Genomic DNA, 16,990 nt, shown 5'->3' with positions numbered 1-16,990 from the left:
GCGGCCTGGGCGGTGCTCGGGATGGCCGCGCGTCTCAGGAGACCTTCGTGAAGCGGGAGCGTGCGATCTCAAGTCGGCGTCCGGCGGTGGCGCGTGAGACGCCGAGGATCCTCTTCGCTTCGTCGACTGAGACGGTGTCCACGCCCTGGCGCCGGTACATGAGACTGAGCAGCGAGGTGACCTGCCCCTCGATCTCAGCGTCCCGGGGGAGCGCGGGGCGGCCGGTCTCAGCGGAGCGCAGCGGGAGGGGAGTCGCGCCGCTGTCCGCAGAGGCCGTCTCACGGCCTGACCTGCGCGTCTCAGTGCTGTGAGACGCCGTCTCAGCCGCGCTCACCACGTCGTCTGTCTCAGTGGAACCCGTCTCAAGGGCCCGGGGTGTCTCACCCCCGGCCGTCTCAGCGACGAGCGCCGGGGCGGTGCGCGGATGGGGAACCGTCTCACCGGGGCCCGTGAGACCGGCGGCCCGGGCCGGGTCGGTCTCATCGGCGGGTGTGGTGCGCGTCGTCTCATCCGGCCCGGTCCCGGTGTCGGTGCCGGTCTCACCGTGGCCCGTCTCGCCGGGCTCCTTGGTGATCTGGTGGATGCGCCACATCACCCAGGGGGCGATGGCGGCGACGCCGACGATGAGCCACCACAGCGGGTGGCCCGTCTTGTCGACGCCGACCAGGCCCGCCGCGGCGAGGTGGTAGATCGCGTTCGCGGCGACCATGAGGATCAGGGCGCCCGCGACGTCGCGGTGGCGGCGGAAGGCCTGCACGACGTAGACGTCGATCGCCAGCGGCAACGCCCAGGCCACCTGCCACGGCCAGCCGCTCAGCCGGGCCAAAGCGAACTCACCGGACGCGGTCAGGACGATGGTCGCCCCCAGGGCGGCCCGCGGCCCCCAGGTGTTGACCACGTTCTTCGTCTTCTCCTGGCGGGCGATGAGCGCCTGCGCGGCGGCGACTTCCTCGCGGGTGGCCGCCAGCTCCTGCCGCGCCGCCTGCTGCTCGGCACCCGCCTTGGCGCGGATCTGTTCGGCTTCCCGTTTGGCGTCGCCGACCAGGCGGCCCGCTTCTTTCTCGGCCGCCGTGATCCGCTCGGACGCGGCGGCCTCCGCGCTGGAGATGGCGCCGGCCGCCTTGGCCTCCGCGAGCGAGCGGACCCTGAGGACGTCCTCCTCGGCTCGGGCCTGCGCGGCCTCGAGGACCTGCTGCGCCTCACCACGCGTGTCGTCGGCCTCCTGCTCCGCATCGCGGAGCACGTCGGCCGCCTGCCCGCGGGCGTGATCCAGGATCTGCGCGGCGTCCTCCTGCGCCGTCGCGACCTCCTCACGGGCCCGGGCGCGCAGCTGCTCGGCGTCCTCCTCCGCCTGCTGCCGCATCTCGGCCGCGGCGTCACGCCGCGCGCGGGCATCCTCCTCGGCAGCGGCCACCAGTTCGGCGGCGCGCTGCTTGGCCTCCTCCACCAGGTGCGCGGCGTGCGCGGCGGTGGCCTCGGCCTCGGCCTGGACACGGTCCTTGTCCTGCTCGGCCTCGCTGCGGATCTGCTCCGCGCGCAGGCGCGCCGCCTCCACGATCCGGGCGGCCTCGGTCTCCGCCTCGGCCTGGAGCTTCTCCGCGGCCTGGCGGCGGCGGGCGAGGGTCTGCTCGGCCGCCGCCAGGTCGCCATCGGCGATCGTACGAGCGCGCTGCACCGTCTCCTCGGCCGCCGCGACCTGCTCCTCGGTGAGCGTGCGCATCCGTGCCGCCTGCTCCGTCGCGACAGCGAGGATGCCGTCCGCTTCCGCCTGCGCCTTCGCGACGGCGCTGTCGGCGTCGGCACACTGCCGGCGTGCCTGCTCGATCAGGGCATCGGCCTCGCTGCGCGCGGCGGCGAGCAGCTGGTCGGCCTCCGCGCGGGCGGCCGTCACGATCGCCTCGGTGTCGGCCTCCGGCACCGGCGTCGGCGCGGGCGCCGCGGCGGGGGCGGGGGCGGGCTCGGTGGCCACCGTCGTGTCAGCGGCCTCGATCGGGCCGGCCGTCGCCGCGGTGGGGGTCTTGGCCGTCGTCTTCTTGGCGGCAGCCTTGCGAGGCTGACGTCGGGTGGTCACAACGTGGTCCTTCCTTTGTACGCCTGCTGCCGGGAGGGCAGCGGCCACGGGGGTAGTTGGGTGTCAGTGGTGCGCGGCGTCCGTGGGGCCGTAGCGACGGGCGTAGGCGGCACCGGCGAGCAGCAGGGCGCGGACCTGGTCGACGGTTCGGCCCGGGATCGTGTCCCACAGCCGCGGCTCGGCCGCGCTGGCGCCGGTGTGGGCGCAGATGACCAGCTCCAGCACGCTCACGGACACGCCGGTCAGGTCGATGGGGCCGGCCAGCACCTCCCACAGGCCGAAGGCGCCCGGCTCCCAGCCCTCCCGGTCCAGCAGGGCGAGGGCGGTCTCCAGGTAGGTGGCGGTCTGGCTGCCGGTGACAGGCTCGCCGCTGGTGCCGAACCACAACCGGGGGCCGGTGTACCAGGAGGCTTCCAGCTCCGCGGCCCGGGCCAGCAGGGTCTCGTTGTGCGCCTCCAGCGGAGCGGAAGCGGTGATCGACGCGGTCAAGGGGCTCTCCTGTTCCGTCGGTAGTCCGGACTGTCCGGCTCCCCGTCACCGCCCGCCCCGGCCACCGGAGGTTCGGCGGTCGGGGCGGGCGGATCAGGCAGCCGTCAGGCCAGGGCCGTGCCGGAGCCGGCCAGTCGGCCGACCTTCGCGAGATGGGCGTCCTGCTCGTCGGTGAGGTGGCGGACCTTCTCCAGGAGGGACTGGCTGTAGTAGCCGCCGAAGCCGTCCCCGATGTGCCAGTCCTTGGCCTCGGGATAGCCAGCCGCCGCGAGGGCGGCGGCATCGCCCAGGTCGGCGTAGAGGTGCTTGTACTGGACCGCAGCGATCTCCGCTGCTCGGTCGTCGAACGCGCGGGCGGCGGCCAGGGCCCGCTCCTGGGCGTCGACCAGGCGCGAGATCGCGGACGGCCATTCCGCGCCGGCCTGCGGGGTACGCAGGTAGCCGTAGGCCGAATCCAGCGCGTTCGCTGCCTGTTCGTACGCCTCCCATCGGGCGGGGGCGTCCTTGACGACCTGGCGCAGGTCCGCGACGTAGGCCGCGACCTTCCACTCGGCCCGTGCCCTGCTGTACAGGTCGGACAGGATCTCGCGGGCCGCCACCCTCAGCCGGTACTCGGCCGGGTCGTCGGACTCGGCCGAGTACCGCAGCTTCGGGTCGTCGTAGGAGGCGTCAGGCGCCGACGGCTCCTCTTCACGACCGGTGAAGGGCTTGAACTCGAAGCAGAGTCCGTATCCGTAGCGGCTGGGCTCGACCTTCGTCAGGTACGGCGGCAGATGCGGCTGAAGGCGGGCGAAGATCTCCCGGTGCTCGTCGGACGTGATCCGGATCGTGTCGCCGAAATCCGGCATGGCAATGCCTCCTTGACGAGGAGAGGGGATACGGCTGGGTGCGCCGACCGGCTGGCCCTGGCGGGTCGGCTCCTTGGGCGGCAGCCCGGACTCGTCCAGAGGCGCGCGCAAGGAGATGGTTCGGGTCACAACGGACCTCCAGAAGAAGGGGGAGCCCGGGGCGCTCCCGGGCTGGGAACGTGCGAAAGGCCGGGCCACCGGTCGTGCGGGCGGCCGGTCCGGTCGAAACAGCGCGGCGCGGGAGGGGACTTCGGTCTCCCTCCCGCGCTGCGGGTCAGTCTTTGTGGAGGTCGGTGACGTGGTGCCCTGCGTCCCAGGCCCTGGCGGCCGCCGTGGCAGCGGCCGCCAGCAGCCGACGGGCCAGAGGGTGAGCGGGACCGACCATGCGGACGGCCCGGGTCGCACGCTGATGAGCGACCCGGGCCAGGTGTATGAGGTGAGTCATCGTCAGCGCGGGCGCTGCTGCGACTGCTTGTTCGCCTCGGCGACCTTGCGCGACATCTCGTCGCGCTCCTCGTCGGTCAGGGCCGGGACGGGGATGCGGGCGCGCATCAGGCCACCGCCGTCCCGGTCATCTGGACGCGGCCCTGAGCACGGCCCTTGGGGCAGGTGCACGTCCAGTTCCCGCAGAGGCCGCAGGCGTCCTGCTCCTCCTCGTACAGCCCGGCCAGGCGGGCCCGCATCTCGCCCACCGTGCGCGGCGCGCGCCGCTCGGCGGGGATCGCGGCGTCCTGGGCGCGGACCACGGCCAGGAGGTGGGCACCGAGCGTGGTGTGCGGCTCCGTCTGGCGCGGCCGGCGGACCGGACGCGGGAGACGGTGGGAGTTGATGGCGGTCAAGACCCGGGCGTACCTGTCGTCGTCGCCCTGTGGCGCCCGGGGAACCGGGCGTGTGATCATCGTCGTGTTCAAGAGAGACGTTCCTTTCTTGATCACGGACGGTCCCGGGAGGTCAGAGTTTCGGGGCCGTCCACTTTTCGTTTCGGCTGGCCGGTCGGCCCGCCACGACCCGTCTCCCGTCCTGTTCTGCTCTGGTGGGCGGGAGACGGACCGTGGCGGGCCGTCAGGCAGCGTTGCGGCGAGCGGCGCGACGCTTCATCGCGCGCCGCCCGCCCTCGGACAGGCCACCCCAGACGCCGTGCTCCTCGCCGGACTCCAGCGCCCACTGCAGGCAGCGCTCCATGACCGGGCAGCGACGGCACACGGCCTTCGCCTCCTCGATCTGCAGGAGCGCGGGGCCGGTGGTGCCGATCGGGAAGAACAGGTCGGGGTCTTCGTCCTTGCAGGCCGATGACGCTCGCCAGTTGGTGTTGACCGGCAGGTCGGCGGCGGGCGCGTAGGTCGTGCGTACGATGGAGCGGTTCATCAGGGCCTCCCAGAAGGTCCGTACGAGACAGCCCCAGGGCGGCCACCCTGGGGCTGTTCGCGTGTTCGGCGGCCGGATGGCCGGAGCGGGGGGAGCTCCCGGCGCTCTCCGCCGGCCCCGCCCGTGGGGGCGCGGGGACGACGGGCAGGGCCGGGTCAGCGCTGCTTCTGGCGTGCGAGGTAGGCGTCCTGGAGACGGGCGAACCGATCGTGGAGCGGCACCCCCTGCGCGCACGGTGTCTCGCCCTGGCAGGCCGGGCAGCCGACGGTGTGCGTCTCGGAGTCCTCGAACGCCTTCATGTAGCGGTTGAACAGGTCGTCGGTCGGTCGGGCACTCATCGGCGGTCGGCCTTCGCCAGTGCGGCCCGGCCTTGGATCTCCTCGACCTCGCCGACCGTGATCGTCGCGCGGCGCTCCGGCCCGACCCAGCGCTGGTGATCTGCGTCGAAGAGGGGGTCGTCCTCCGCCGACACCAGCGGACGACTGGCGCCCTGCTCGCTGGTCACGCGGCCACCACCCAACCCGCCTGCACAGGCGCGGCGATGGGAACGTGGACCAGGGCGACGTCGACGCGGGCGGCGTCCTCGGGCTCGTAGCCCTTGGCGTCGTCCTCGTCCTCGATGTCGTCGATGATCCCGGCCCGCGGCTGCTGCGCGGTGCGTGTCATGCTCTGCTGCATCAGGTCCTCCGAATCAGGTCCTGGACAAGCCCCGGGGGCGCAATCCCCGGGGCTGTCGTCGTGTTGGCGGGTCGTACGACCGGCCACGACCAGCGGCCACCCCTCGGCGTACTGGGGTGGCCGCTGATCGTGGGCGTCCGTCCGGAGCCAGCCGGTCAGGCCGCGGCGTACTCGGGGCGGCATCCGGAGCGGATCGTCCGGCGCAGGCGGTCGGCGCAGGGGAGAAGGACGTCGACCAGGCACTCGCGGACGCGGGCGGTGATGGTCGGGTCGTCGGCGAGGATGTCGCGGGCCGCGTGCCGCCGGGCGAAGAACTGCTCCAGGAGCTCCCCCTCGGGCAGGCCCTTCTCGCGGGACGTCGCGAAGGGCTCGTGCAGCTCCAGCGGGGTACCGAAGGCGATGTCCAGGTCCAGGTCGGCGAAGTCGGGGAGCGGCACCTCGATCGCCTCCAGGAGCGCGAGCGTCTCAGCGTCGAACACCTCGTCGGTGCTGGGCCGGTGGGACGTCAGGGTCGGGGTGGCGGGCATCAGGACCTCCAGGTTGCGGCGCGTCAGGCGGGACGGGAGCAGAAGGCCCCGGCCTCGTCCCCCCGCGCGGAGCGGGAGCCGAGGCCGGGGCCGTGGGCGGTTGTGCGGATCAGGCGGCGAGGGCGGGCCTGTGGCAGCGGGCGGTGTACGCGGCGGCGGTCTCGCCCGGGGTCGGGGCGGGCAGCGCGGCGCTGACCGCAGCCACCAGCGCGGTGTGCGCGGGCTGGTCGGCCGGGGTCAGGGGGCGGCGCCAGATGGTGGCCAGGTGCGTGTAGGCGGCGCGGGTGAGGTGCTCCGCGAGGACGTCGCTCGCGTACCGGTCCGTGTCGGTGGCGGCCAGGGCGCGAAGAATGCCGGTGGCAAGGGCGCGGACGGAGCGGCGGTCCCCAGCGGTCTGGGGGACCAGGGCCAGCGGGGCGCCGGCGGGTCCGTCGACGGCCAGACCGCGAGTCGTGGGGATCGCGTCGGCAGGGACCGTACGGGCGGCGTCGGCCCGGCGGACAGCGGGCACCGCACGCTCCCACTGGGCTCGCCGGTCGGCGGGGCGTTCCTGGGGCCGGGCGACCTTGAGGGTCTGGACGGTGGGGCGGCGGTGGCGGGTGAGGTCGACGGCGAGGCGCTCCTCGTGCGCCCAGCCCCTGTACTGGCGGCGCCAGGCGTGTTCGGTGATGTCCACGTCGACGAGGCGGTTGCCGGAGCGGCAGCGGATGGCGTCGGCGACGCCGGCCTTGCCGGTGTGGTGCGGGACGAGCTTGAGCAGGTAGGTGCCGCGGTGGGGGGTCACGGCCACCCAGGTGTCGCAGTCCGGGCACACCAGCGAGATGCGGCGGGTCTGCGTGGTCTCCACGGTCCGCATGTCGATGTGTCCGGGCGACAGGGTCGAGAGGGCGATCGCGTCGAGGGGGCTGACGCGGGAGGTACGGGTGCGGCCCTTGCGCTTAGCGGCCTTGGGCATGGCGAGCTCGGGCATGGCGACTCCTCGGCAGGGAGAGGGAGGGGTGTTCGCGGGGCGGATGCTCTCTCCGCTCACCGGGCCCACGAGCCAACGGCTCGAATCCCGGTGGACAGACAGCGCATCAGCGCTGAGGTCGTACACGCAGTCCTGCCAGCCGGGGGGTTTGATCGTGCTACCGCCTCCGACCACCTGCCCGACTCCGAAGAGACGAGCCGCAGAAACTGCGGTGGGGCTGGGCGCCTGACAAGCAGATATAGCAAACGCAACCAAGCGATTTAGCGCCCTAAACCGCTCGACTACCGAAACCATAGGTCTCGTCACGGCGCGCGTCAACCGCCTTGAACCCATGAGGTTTAATGGGGTAAACATGACTCTACGAAGGGAGGCACGTATGGAAGCGCACGATGTAGCTCCAGCCGCGCTGCGAGACCAGCTCGATGCGGCCTTCGACGTCGCCTTGTCCCAGCTGAAGGAACTCCCTGACCCTCTGGAGCGCGCGAAGGTCGCACATGGTCTCGCTGGCCGTGTACAGGACTACGGCAACGAGTTTCAGGCGGTCCGCAACGAGGCGATGAACGAGACGCTGCGTGTGGGCCGGTTGAACAGCACTCAGCTGGCGTCCGAACTCGGCATCAGCAAGGGACGCGTAAGCCAGCTCGCCAAGGGAGCCCCGCCGGAGAGGCTCTTCCTCGGCTCGGGCAAGGTCATCGTGGCGCTGGCCGAGAAGCTGGAAGACGGCAACGACAAGGATGGCAAGAAGAAGGCCATCCAGGGCCCCGTGATCGCCACCGAGGACGTCCAGACCTACGAACGTCTGCGGGAGCTGGCCGAAGAGGTCGGGTTGGAAGTCAGCTTCGAACGGATCCCGCTCGGCGGCAACGTCCGGCTCAACCGCAACAACCTCGTGGTCATCTGCGGCCCTCGGCTGTCGCCCCTCATCGAACAGATCCTTGAAGGGGATCCCCACCTGCGGTTCGGCAAGGATGATGGCGGCTGGTACCTCACCGACCGCAACACCGGCCAGATCTACCGCTCACCGATGGACCAGGGCGAGAACAGCGACATCGCATACTTCGGCAGGCTCCCACGCCCCGACGGCAAGGGAACCTTCCTGTATGTTGCCGGCATCCACGCGCGTGGCTCCGGTGGCGTCGTCCACTGGCTCAACCAGGAACTGGCCACCGTGCACCGCGAGCTCAAGGCACGACGGTTCTCGACCCTCATCTCCAGCCGCTTTGACCCAGAGACCCTCGAGATCGTCGCGAGCGAGCAAATCACGCCGTTCTACCGCCCGGAAGGGGCCTGACGTGCAGGTATCCGTGGCTTCGACCCAAGGTGTGGGCACCGCAAACGAGGACACTGTCCACGTCAGCCCTACCGGGGTCGTCGTGCTGGACGGCCTGTCCGCACCCAAGGACCTGCCCATGGGGTGCATCCACGGCACCCCATGGTACGTGCGGCAGCTCGGCACACGCTTGATCAACCTGATCGGTGACGACACGGTGTCGCTGCGCGAGGCGCTGCGAAGCGCCATCTCCGAGGTCAATGACCTCCACCGTGGCACCTGCGCGTTGGACCAGGAGGCCGTCCCGGCGTCGACCGTCGTGATGATCCGTGAGCGGGGGGACGTCCTCGACTACCTCGTGCTCTCCGACAACGTGCTGGTGCTTGACCTAGGCGACGAGGGCATCCGGACCATCGCCGACAAGCGGGTCGAGGAGGTGGCCGGCGAGGAGATGGATGCCGCACTCCAAGGGCCGACGGGTACTCCCGAGCACGCCGCTCGTGTCTCCGCGCTCGTCACCGTCCAACGACGTCTCCGGAACCGGCCTGGCGGTTACTGGGTTGCGGCAACCGACCCGGCTGCGGCCGACGAGGCGATTACCGGGAGCGTCGACCTTGCCCAGGTCCGCCAGGCCGCTCTGCTCACGGACGGCGCGAGTCGACTCGTTGACAGCTTCGGCGCTCTGAGCTGGGAACAACTCCTCGATCTGCTGCGCGTCGAGGGGCCGGCGGCCCTGATCGCCCGCACTCGGGAAGTCGAGCTTGCTGACCCGGCAGGCGAGCGCTGGCCGCGGTTCAAGCGATCCGATGACGCGACCGCCGCGTACGCGCGCATCGGTCAGCCCGTGCCTCTGTCCTCTGGAGGTCAGCGGTTGGAGCGCGGGCGAAGTACTGGTTCCTCATGGGGCGCGGGAGAGCGCTCCGACGGACACACCGCCGCTGCCGTTCCCGCCCCACAGGACGTTGCTGCGGCGCTAGGGGTGGAGGCCGGCGACGACGTCATCCGGCGGACCCGCGTCTACCGTGACCGGCACGGCGTTGTTGCGCACTCGACCTCGTGGATCCGGCTCGAGTTCGCCCAGGCCGTGCCCGCGCTCCTCCGCAACGAACGCCTGATCGGCGGCACGTCCCTCGACCTAATCGCCCAGAAAACGGGACGGCAGGCTGTGAAGCGTACGGACGAGACCACGGCCCGCATCGCCACCGCCGAGGACGCCCAGCTCCTGGAGCTCCAGCCCGGTACGAACGAAGCGATCCTCGTCCTCTCCGCTCGGTTCGTCGACTGCGAAGGCCGGCCTCTGGAGTACGGCGTGGATCTGGGCGCTCCCGGCCGTACGCGCGTCGAAACGGCGGACGTGACGTGCTGACTTCGACTCGCACCTCGGCCATGGGCGGAGACGTGCCGCGCAAGTCACGTGTCGTTCTGATGGCGGGGATGCCGGGCGCCGGTAAGACGACGTTGGCAAGGGCCCTCGTAGCCGCGGGCTTTACACGGCTGTGTCCTGATGAGGAGATGTTCCGTCGCTACGGGCGGTACGGCGTCGACTTCCCCAGGGGGCAATTCCGAGTCCGGGAAGCTCCCGTCCTTGAGGATGTCGCTGGTGAACTCCGAGGACTGGTGGAGGCCGGTGATGACGTCGTGGTCGACCACGGCTTCTGGACACCAGAAGAGCGGGCCGAATGGCAGGCTCTAGTCGTGGGAGCCGGGGGCGTCCCCACTCTGGTGTACCTGCCAGTGCCGCATGAAGTGCGATGGTCACGGATCCGCGAGCGGAACCAGCTCGCTGATGTCGACGCCAACTCCATCGAGTTCAGCGAGCAAGACCTGTTGCGCTTCGCCACGCGCTTTCATCCTCCGACTGAGGATGAGCCGCATGTTGTATATGACGAGCGCCCCGAAGCCCTGCTTGCCCAGCTCCGCTACGGCCTGCGTTCCGCGAGGGAGGACCGACAGTGACCAGTCTTCAGGTCGGTCGGGCTTATCCGATCAACTCTCTCGGATCGCTTCTCCCGTTCGAGGGACGCGGTAATTCGGGCACGCAGCGTTTCCCCCTTATCCCTATGTCGTCACAGGGGGTTAGGGTGATCACAGATGTGACCGCTGGCAGCAAAGAGCCCTCCCCCGGCCGGGCACGGCCTTGGAGGACTCCTGGACGGGATTCCTGTCCGCACGATGCACCTGATGGGAGGTGATCGCGGGATGCAGCGTACCCGCGCGCGGGAACTCCACCGCGCAGCCAGGCCGTTTACAGCCGTGATCGCTTTCACCATTCAGGCGTGCGGGCACGCCGACTCCGCCTCTGTTGTTGAGGGGGTCGGCGTGACGTAACCGCCATGGCCGCGCGCTGCTTCGGCGGACTAACCATCCGCTCGGCCGCGCCGGCCTCGTCCTGACCGGACTCACTGTCCAGGTCAGCGCTCAGTCCCGGTCTTCACCCGGTCCTGAGCTTCGGCTCATCGAGCCAGATCTCTATCGCACCACCGGCCGCTAACCACGGCCACCACAGCCGCGCAGCACCCGCTGTGCGTGTCACACAGGGCCCCCACCACAGGGGCTCTGCAAATCCACCAGGAGAGGAGGTCGCCCCACTGCCCTTGGTGTCACCTGCCCCGCTTCGCGAAGAGGCGGGGCACCCCCCATCCGCTCGCTGTCTGCCCCGTTCACACGGGGCGGTCCGGCTCGCACATGAGAGTTGGTGTCCTCGCCATAGTGCACGAGAACGGTGTCCCCTGTCAGCTCGACCATGCCCGATTCACACCGGTTCGAGCACCACAAGCTTCCCGCGTGACGGGATTCTCACGCCCTGTTTGCCCTGTTCGAGGCATTAGTCACGAAGATTCATGGGGGCGGAGTGTCACACCGTCCCCGGTCCGGCGTACCTCTACCGGGAGGGGGACCCCTGTCCTCCTGGCGTCGCCGGCCGCCGCGGTGCTCCGGGGCTCCGTCCCGTGGGGCGGAACGCGATCCAAGATTCTTGCCCGCCGTGTGGGAGCGCCGGGGATGATCCGGGCTCAGCGGGCTCTGTCCACAGGCCGCATCATGCAGGTTCGGCAGGTGGATCACGAAACAGCAGTGCCAGCGGCCCCCGATGGGAGTGTCCGCTTTGGCGTGTACACCGGCCCGGTGACGACACAGACGACCTCGCTCCGCGGGGTGTTCGCCGCTCCTGCCGGGACGGTGGGCCAATGAGCGCCGTGGCGGCACCGGCCGCCATGCTTCCGCGCCCTCGGACCGAGTTCGCCAGCGGGTCCTCGCGTCGCCGGCTGCGGTCGGTGCCGGCCCCGGGGAAGCCGGACGGCAAGGGACCGGAGGACCCGCTGCGTCTTGGTCGCGCGATGAGGCTGCGGCTGCGCAACGCGGTCCAGGCGCTGCTGGCGGACCCGTCGATCGCCGGTCAGAAGGACGTGGCGAAGTTGGCAGCTGTGGTGCTGTACGCGAAGTCACGGGCACCGATGGGCGAGAAGAACGACAACCAGACGTCTATCTGGGTCGCGGAGCTGGGCCGCTGGCTGGGGGTGGGCGAGTCGTCGGTCCACCGCAACGCGCTGGCCCCGCTAAAGAAGTCGGACGGGCTGCACACGAAGGTCGTGAGGAACTCGGAGGGTCACCCGACCGGCCTTGAGTGTCTGGTCATGCCGCTGTGGCGGGCCCGTAGAAGCGGCGTGGCCGCGCATCCTCTGGCGCTGGACAAGGCGGAGCTGGCGACGCTGCTGCGCCTGTGCGAGGCGTTGTTCGGGCACGGCTGGACGCCGGAGGACAAGGAGCCGACGCCGCCGGGGCTGCTGGCCGGCCGTACGGGCAAGGGCGCGGCGACCGACCGGCTCGGGCTGCTGCTGATGGTGCTGAACACGCGGGCGTCGGGCTGGCTGCAGCTGGTCGGCGGCTCGGTGAAGAAGCGCGAGGGACGCGGGGCGGCGACGCTGGCCCGGCTGCTGGGCTGCTCGCCGTCGGGGGCCCGGAAGGTGCTGGCACGGCTGACGGAGGCCGGTGTCGTGGCGCGGCAGCGCAAGGCGACGTCGACGCGGATGCACGGTCGGGGCAAGGTCATGCTGCTTCCGGTCGCCCGTGCGTACGGCCGCACCGTGGCCTCCTTGGAGGCTGTTTCAGGGCCCGGATCGGTGTTTTCGGCGCGTCCCGATGGTGCGTACGGAGATCATGCTCCGGCCGCTGCGGCTGGCGCCCTTGGTACGTCTGGGATCGGCGGTGCTGAGGGGGCCGGGGATGCGGCGGTTCAGGAGCGTCCCGATAGTGCAGAGCTCCACGCAGACCACGCTTCTGTGGTTACTCCCGTCGTTCCCCCGCAGCTCTCTGGTGGCTTTTCCGGCGAAGGCCGTGGGGGTGAAGGCCGTCGGCCGGAGCGCGCGTGCGTGCGCGAGGACCAGGCCGCCGACAGCGAAAGCACCGCTGCCGGGACCAGGTTGCCGGTGGCGGAAGGCAGCCCGCTTCGCGGGGAACAGCCGAAGAAGCCCCCGTCGATCAGCAGCAAGAAGCCTGGCCGCGGGCCGGTGGCCGGCGGCTCGGTGCGGGTCGTGGACAGCGGAGGCCAGGGCAGGCAGCAGCGGGGGAGCGTGCCCCTGCCGCCGGAGGACTTGCAGGCTGTCCTGGCCCCGGTCGACCTGGTGTGGGCGCGGCTGGACCGTCCGGCTGCCCGCCACCTGGTGGTGGCCGCCGTGCGCAGGGAGCTGGCGCGGCTGGAGGGTCTGATCGGTCCATCGGCCGCTCCGCAGGCCCTCGCCGACCGGCTCGCCCGGCGGCTGGCCGAGCAGATGCGGCTGGGCGGGCAGATCACGAAGCCGGTGGGCTGGCTGATCGGCCGGGGCCTGCCGCAGCGCCAGCAGTGCAGCGACGTGCGGTGCGACGAGCGGACCCTGCTCCACTCGGGCGCGAACTGCCCCCGTTGCGAGGAACGGCAGGATGACCGCCGGACCCACCGGCGCTCGGTCGCGGCCGCCGTTGACGCCGCGATGCCCGGCGCTTCCGAGAGCGAGCGCCGCGCGGCCGTCGCGCAGCAGCTGCACCAGGACGTGACGGCCGAAGCGTGGGCCAAGGCCCGCCGGTGGGAGCAGGTCCGGGAGCAGCAGGCCGCCGCAGCCGAGGCGCGCGCCAAGGCTCGTGCCGAGGCCGCGGCCGCGCACCTGGCAGCCGTCCCTGCCGAGCCGCTGGCGCCGGTGGTGGTGCCCTCGCCGCGTCCCGCAGCCGTGATGCCCGGCCCGGTGCTGGACGAGGTCGACGACCAGGAGCAGGAGCTCGTCCTCGAGGACCTCACGCGGGATCAGGTCCGTGCCTGGCGAGTGCGGGCGGTGAAGGACCACGGCGTCGTGTTCGACCACATCGACCGGTACGGCGAGAGGTCGGCCAGGCGCCTGTTCAGCAACCAGCTCGTCGATGAGGCCCAGCGCCTGTCGGGCACCCACCACCTGGTCCTCGGGCACCTCACCTGGGGGCAGGCATGAGCAGCGGCGAACTGTCCGGGGTCGACCTCGCGCGCCAGGCCCTGATCGCGGTCAGGGAAGCGGCCAGGAAGAACGGCGGCACCCGGAAGAACAAGCCGAGGCGGCGCACCAGTACCGCCGTACGCCGGGACGGCCGTGATCCGCTCGGGCTTGGCGCGGCGATCGGCATGATGATGACCGAGCGCGGCATGGCCGCCCCGGCCGCCGGCGGAAGCGTCCTCGCCCAGTTCGACGCCATCCTCGCCGCGGCCGCGCCCGAACTCGCCGGGCGGGTCCAGGCCGTGAAGTTCGACGCGGACACCGGCCGCCTGGACGTCGCCCCCGACGCCCCCGCGTACGGCACGCAGCTGCGCTGGAACGCACCGAAGCTGATCGCGGCGGCCAACGCGCGGGTGCCGGGTGCGAACGTCCGCGCCGTCCACGTCCTGGCGCCCGCGCCCGTGAAGGCCGGCCCCGCCACGGCGGCCGCCGTCCTGGCCCCGCAGCCGACCGCGCCCGCCGCGCCGGTGGAGCGCCGCACCCCGCCGGATGGCTACCGCCGCGCGATCGAGGCGCACCGGCAGGCCGCCCGGCCGTCCCTGGCGGACCCGGCCATCGCGGAGGCGGTGGAGCGGCAGACCGCCGCGATGCGGGAGCTGTCGCGCCGGGCGTTCCCCGAGCCCGACGTCGTCGCGGATGATGCGCCGGCGCCGATCGAGCAGGCCCGTGCAGAGCGCCGCCGCCAAGCCGCGGCGACTGAGGCCGCCGCGCTGCGCCGGGCCCGCGAGGAGAAGGCCGGCCGCGACCTAACCCGGGCGCAGCCGGAACGCGCCGCCAGAACCGGGGGATCCGCAGCATGACCGCTCGCGGCTGTCTCCGCCTAGGCCAGACTGGGACGCGATGCTGGGAGGAAGGAGGACCGGTGGTCGGGCAGACGCCGTACGGGGCCAGGCCGGGCGGAGACGATCTGGCGTTGATCGCTTTGCACCATGCCAAGCGCGCCGCTCGGGGGCAGCGGGGCCGCACTGCCCGCAGAGCGTGGCGGCCTCAGCTGCAGCCGGGAAGTCCGCAGCCCGTCCCTCTCGCCGTTGCGATGGTGGAGATGGCCGAGCACTTCGGCTGGCCCATCCCCGAGGACACCACGGTGGTCGGTCAGTGGCCGGCAGTCGGCGGACCCCTCTCCGACAAGCTGATCGCCGTGAGCTTCGATGCGGTCTCCGGCACCCTGAGCCTGCGCGGGAAGTCCGTGGCCTGGTGCACCCACGGTCGCCTGACGGCGGACCGGATCGTGCAGGACGTGAACGAAGCCCTCGGGCGCAACACCGTGTCCAGGGTCGTCATCCTGCCGCCCGAGCCCGGCTCGCCAGTTCCGGTGCCGGCCCCGGCATGGGTGCCGTACGCCTTCGTGGCAGCGGCCCAGGCCCCGCGCGAGGACGCGCGGCTTGCCGACGCCCTCCGATGCCAGGCGGATTCGGCTCCGCATGAGCCCACGCACCTCTTCCCCTCCCACGCCGACCGGCCGGCCGCAGTCCCGGCCGACGTCGTGCGGGCCAAGGCGGCGGCACGGGCCCGAGCCGACCGCGACCGGCCGGCCTGAACCCACACGGCAACCCCTTGCACCGTCGCTACGCTGGACGCCGCTGAGCGCAAGGACCCGCTGGTCGGGCCGACGTGGAGGAGATCCGTGACCCAGGACAGCCCGACCTCGCAGCCTCCTCACGACCTGGAAGCAGAAGCGACCGTCCTGCGCGCGATGCTGCGCTCCACCGAAGCCATCGCCGATGTCGTCGAACTCCTCCACCCCGACGACTTCTACCGTCCCGCCCACGGCCGGATCTACCTGGCGATCCTGGAGGTCTACGCCCGCGACGATGACCCCGGCATGCGCAGCGTCGCCGACCAGCTTGCCAAGCACGAGGAGCTCGCCGACGTCGGCGGCCACGTCTACCTGCAGAAGCTGGCCGGCACACCCACATCCAAGGACGCCTGGGTGCAGGCGGCCAGCACCGTCCAGGGCATGGCCGCACTGCGCCGCATGATGGTGGCCGCCGCCCGCATCGACGACCTCACCACCGATGTCACCGCCGAGACCGTCGACCGCGCCCTCGACACCGCCGAGGCCGAGATCTTCGCCGCCACCAACCGCAGCCGCTTCCGGATCCCGCAGTCCCACCCGCTGGCCGACGTCATGGAAGGCGCCCTGGACGAGATCGAGGCCATCGGCAGGAATCCCGACGAGATCGCCGGCATCCCCACCGGCTTCAGCGACCTCGACGCCCTCACCGGCGGCCTCTACCCCGGCCAGCTCATCGTCATCGCCGGCCGCCCCTCCATGGGCACCTCCACCCTCGCCCTGAACCTGCTGCGCTCCGCGGCCATCAAGCACAACCTGCCCGCAGCCTTCTTCGCACTGGAGTCCCGCCGCACCGACATCACCATGCGGCTCCTGGCCGCCGAGGCCCGCGTCGCCCTGCACCACATGCGCTCCGGCACCATGACCGACGACGACTGGACCCGCCTCGCCAAACGGATGCCCGCGGTCTCCGGCGCCCCGCTCTACCTCCAGGACGACCCCTACGCTAACTTCACCGAGCTCCGCGCGCACTGCCGACGCCTGCACCGCCAGCACGGCCTGAAGCTCATCGCCGTCGACGACCTGCAACTGCTCAACTACGGCACCCGCCCCCTCGGATCCCGCTACCAAGAGGTCTCCGAGATCGCCCGCAGCCTCAAGTACCTGGCCAAGGAACTCCAGATCCCCGTCATCGCCGTCTCCACCCTCAACCGCGGCCCCGAACAGCGCACCGACAAGAGGCCCTTCCTCAGAGACCTCCGCGACTCCGGCGCGCTGGAGGACAACGCCGACCTCGTCATCCTCATCCACCGCGAAGAGATGTACGAGAAGGACTCACCCCGCGCCGGCGAAGCCGACCTGATCGTCGCGAAGCACAGGTACGGGCCCACAGCGACCATCGCAACGGCCTTCCAAGGCCACTATGGGCGTTTCGTTGACATGTCGCAGGACTGACCCTGCTCTTGTAGGGTCTCAGGTTCGGCTTCACAGTCTCAGGTGTGACTGCACACCGCCTGCACATGTGAAGCGATGTTGAGACTCCCTGTTCAGCGTATTCACCCTTTCGAGCGTTGGCATCCGGCCGAGACTCACAGGTCAAGCCGTACTTCTCTCTGCGCGACCGACCAGGGAACCTGTTTCGTGGTTGGCCTGTCCTACCCCACCATGCGGGCAGTGGTCATAGGGGGGCGGCCCACGCCGTTCGGATCCAAGATCGCGACTGCTGCGGTGCCGCAACTGACGAACTCCTGTTTTTTGACCTACAGG

Annotated in this window: 17 protein-coding genes; 7 read left to right on the top strand and 10 right to left on the bottom strand. The window is 71.3% G+C overall.

The genetic code is table 11. From position 1 onward, the window contains the following. Positions 1 to 34 precede the first annotated feature (34 nt). From AB0927_RS26150 to AB0927_RS26105, 10 genes are all read right to left on the bottom strand, one after another. The gene (locus tag AB0927_RS26150; protein WP_366670153.1) at positions 35 to 2,071 is read right to left on the bottom strand and encodes a hypothetical protein; all 2,037 of its coding nucleotides are present in this window, start codon (positions 2,069 to 2,071) and stop codon (positions 35 to 37) included. Positions 2,072 to 2,134: 63 nt separating this feature from the next. Further along, positions 2,135 to 2,560: a hypothetical protein gene (locus AB0927_RS26145; RefSeq protein ID WP_366670152.1), complete on the bottom strand. Its 426-nt coding sequence runs from the start codon at positions 2,558 to 2,560 to the stop codon at positions 2,135 to 2,137. Positions 2,561 to 2,664: 104 nt separating this feature from the next. Then, positions 2,665 to 3,408 (bottom strand): hypothetical protein, encoded by a 744-nt coding sequence (locus AB0927_RS26140; RefSeq protein ID WP_366670151.1) that lies wholly within the window; start codon positions 3,406 to 3,408, stop codon positions 2,665 to 2,667. 551 nt (positions 3,409 to 3,959) lie between these two features. Beyond that, on the bottom strand, positions 3,960 to 4,247 hold the full coding sequence (locus tag AB0927_RS26135) for a hypothetical protein (RefSeq protein WP_366670150.1): 288 nt from the start codon (positions 4,245 to 4,247) through the stop codon (positions 3,960 to 3,962). A 223-nt stretch (positions 4,248 to 4,470) separates the two neighbouring features. After that, positions 4,471 to 4,773: a WhiB family transcriptional regulator gene (locus AB0927_RS26130; RefSeq protein ID WP_366670149.1), complete on the bottom strand. Its 303-nt coding sequence runs from the start codon at positions 4,771 to 4,773 to the stop codon at positions 4,471 to 4,473. A 155-nt stretch (positions 4,774 to 4,928) separates the two neighbouring features. Further along, the gene (locus AB0927_RS26125) at positions 4,929 to 5,111 is read right to left on the bottom strand and encodes a hypothetical protein (RefSeq protein WP_366670148.1); all 183 of its coding nucleotides are present in this window, start codon (positions 5,109 to 5,111) and stop codon (positions 4,929 to 4,931) included. After that, the gene (locus tag AB0927_RS26120) at positions 5,108 to 5,278 is read right to left on the bottom strand and encodes a hypothetical protein (RefSeq protein WP_366670147.1); all 171 of its coding nucleotides are present in this window, start codon (positions 5,276 to 5,278) and stop codon (positions 5,108 to 5,110) included. Before AB0927_RS26120 ends, AB0927_RS26125 begins: the two co-directional genes overlap by 4 nt. Further along, positions 5,275 to 5,439, bottom strand: coding sequence for a hypothetical protein (locus AB0927_RS26115; protein WP_366670146.1), 165 nt, complete (start codon positions 5,437 to 5,439; stop codon positions 5,275 to 5,277). The genes AB0927_RS26120 and AB0927_RS26115 overlap by 4 nt, the downstream gene beginning before the upstream one ends. Before the next feature lie 167 nt (positions 5,440 to 5,606). Next, the gene (locus AB0927_RS26110; RefSeq protein WP_366670145.1) at positions 5,607 to 5,978 is read right to left on the bottom strand and encodes a hypothetical protein; all 372 of its coding nucleotides are present in this window, start codon (positions 5,976 to 5,978) and stop codon (positions 5,607 to 5,609) included. A gap of 109 nt (positions 5,979 to 6,087) precedes the next feature. Beyond that, positions 6,088 to 6,948: a hypothetical protein gene (locus AB0927_RS26105; RefSeq protein WP_366670144.1), complete on the bottom strand. Its 861-nt coding sequence runs from the start codon at positions 6,946 to 6,948 to the stop codon at positions 6,088 to 6,090. A 376-nt stretch (positions 6,949 to 7,324) separates the two neighbouring features. On the opposite strand from AB0927_RS26105, the gene AB0927_RS26100 reads away from it, so the two are divergent. From AB0927_RS26100 to dnaB, 7 genes are all read left to right on the top strand, one after another. Beyond that, positions 7,325 to 8,239 carry a sigma-70 family RNA polymerase sigma factor gene (locus AB0927_RS26100; protein ID WP_366670143.1) on the top strand — a complete coding sequence of 305 codons (915 nt, stop codon included), beginning with the start codon at positions 7,325 to 7,327 and terminating at the stop codon, positions 8,237 to 8,239. 1 nt (position 8,240) lies between these two features. Next, positions 8,241 to 9,584, top strand: a complete 1,344-nt coding sequence (locus tag AB0927_RS26095; protein ID WP_366670142.1) for a UTRA domain-containing protein — start codon at positions 8,241 to 8,243, stop codon at positions 9,582 to 9,584. A gap of 20 nt (positions 9,585 to 9,604) precedes the next feature. Next, complete coding sequence (locus AB0927_RS26090) at positions 9,605 to 10,174, top strand: ATP-binding protein (protein WP_366670141.1); 570 nt, start codon at positions 9,605 to 9,607, stop codon at positions 10,172 to 10,174. 1,229 nt (positions 10,175 to 11,403) lie between these two features. Further along, positions 11,404 to 13,671: a hypothetical protein gene (locus AB0927_RS26085; protein WP_366670140.1), complete on the top strand. Its 2,268-nt coding sequence runs from the start codon at positions 11,404 to 11,406 to the stop codon at positions 13,669 to 13,671. Continuing rightward, entirely contained in the window at positions 13,668 to 14,510 is an 843-nt protein-coding gene (locus AB0927_RS26080; protein ID WP_366670139.1) for a DciA family protein, read from the top strand. The genes AB0927_RS26085 and AB0927_RS26080 overlap by 4 nt, the downstream gene beginning before the upstream one ends. Positions 14,511 to 14,752: 242 nt before the next feature. Beyond that, the gene (locus tag AB0927_RS26075) at positions 14,753 to 15,247 is read left to right on the top strand and encodes a hypothetical protein (protein ID WP_366670138.1); all 495 of its coding nucleotides are present in this window, start codon (positions 14,753 to 14,755) and stop codon (positions 15,245 to 15,247) included. 87 nt (positions 15,248 to 15,334) lie between these two features. Then, positions 15,335 to 16,678: a replicative DNA helicase gene (gene dnaB, locus AB0927_RS26070; protein ID WP_366670137.1), complete on the top strand. Its 1,344-nt coding sequence runs from the start codon at positions 15,335 to 15,337 to the stop codon at positions 16,676 to 16,678. Positions 16,679 to 16,990 lie beyond the last annotated feature (312 nt).

The organism is Streptomyces sp. NPDC048106 (assembly GCF_040706415.1).
In the GTDB taxonomy this organism is placed as follows: domain Bacteria; phylum Actinomycetota; class Actinomycetes; order Streptomycetales; family Streptomycetaceae; genus Streptomyces.
Note: the sequence above shows the minus strand (reverse complement) of the source record. Positions and strands in the feature narration are given on the sequence as shown.

Bases quoted from the DNA above. Each gene is read 5' to 3' on its own strand.
- AB0927_RS26140 (WP_366670151.1), bottom strand. From the start codon at position 3,408: ATGCCGGATTTCGGCGACACGATCCGGATCACGTCCGACGAGCACCGG.
- AB0927_RS26130 (WP_366670149.1), bottom strand. From the start codon at position 4,773: ATGAACCGCTCCATCGTACGCACGACCTACGCGCCCGCCGCCGACCTG.
- AB0927_RS26125 (WP_366670148.1), bottom strand. From the start codon at position 5,111: ATGAGTGCCCGACCGACCGACGACCTGTTCAACCGCTACATGAAGGCG.
- AB0927_RS26115 (WP_366670146.1), bottom strand. From the start codon at position 5,439: ATGACACGCACCGCGCAGCAGCCGCGGGCCGGGATCATCGACGACATC.
- AB0927_RS26110 (WP_366670145.1), bottom strand. From the start codon at position 5,978: ATGCCCGCCACCCCGACCCTGACGTCCCACCGGCCCAGCACCGACGAG.
- AB0927_RS26105 (WP_366670144.1), bottom strand. From the start codon at position 6,948: ATGCCCGAGCTCGCCATGCCCAAGGCCGCTAAGCGCAAGGGCCGCACC.
- AB0927_RS26100 (WP_366670143.1), top strand. From the start codon at position 7,325: ATGGAAGCGCACGATGTAGCTCCAGCCGCGCTGCGAGACCAGCTCGAT.
- AB0927_RS26090 (WP_366670141.1), top strand. From the start codon at position 9,605: ATGGGCGGAGACGTGCCGCGCAAGTCACGTGTCGTTCTGATGGCGGGG.
- AB0927_RS26085 (WP_366670140.1), top strand. From the start codon at position 11,404: ATGAGCGCCGTGGCGGCACCGGCCGCCATGCTTCCGCGCCCTCGGACC.
- AB0927_RS26080 (WP_366670139.1), top strand. From the start codon at position 13,668: ATGAGCAGCGGCGAACTGTCCGGGGTCGACCTCGCGCGCCAGGCCCTG.
- AB0927_RS26075 (WP_366670138.1), top strand. From the start codon at position 14,753: ATGGCCGAGCACTTCGGCTGGCCCATCCCCGAGGACACCACGGTGGTC.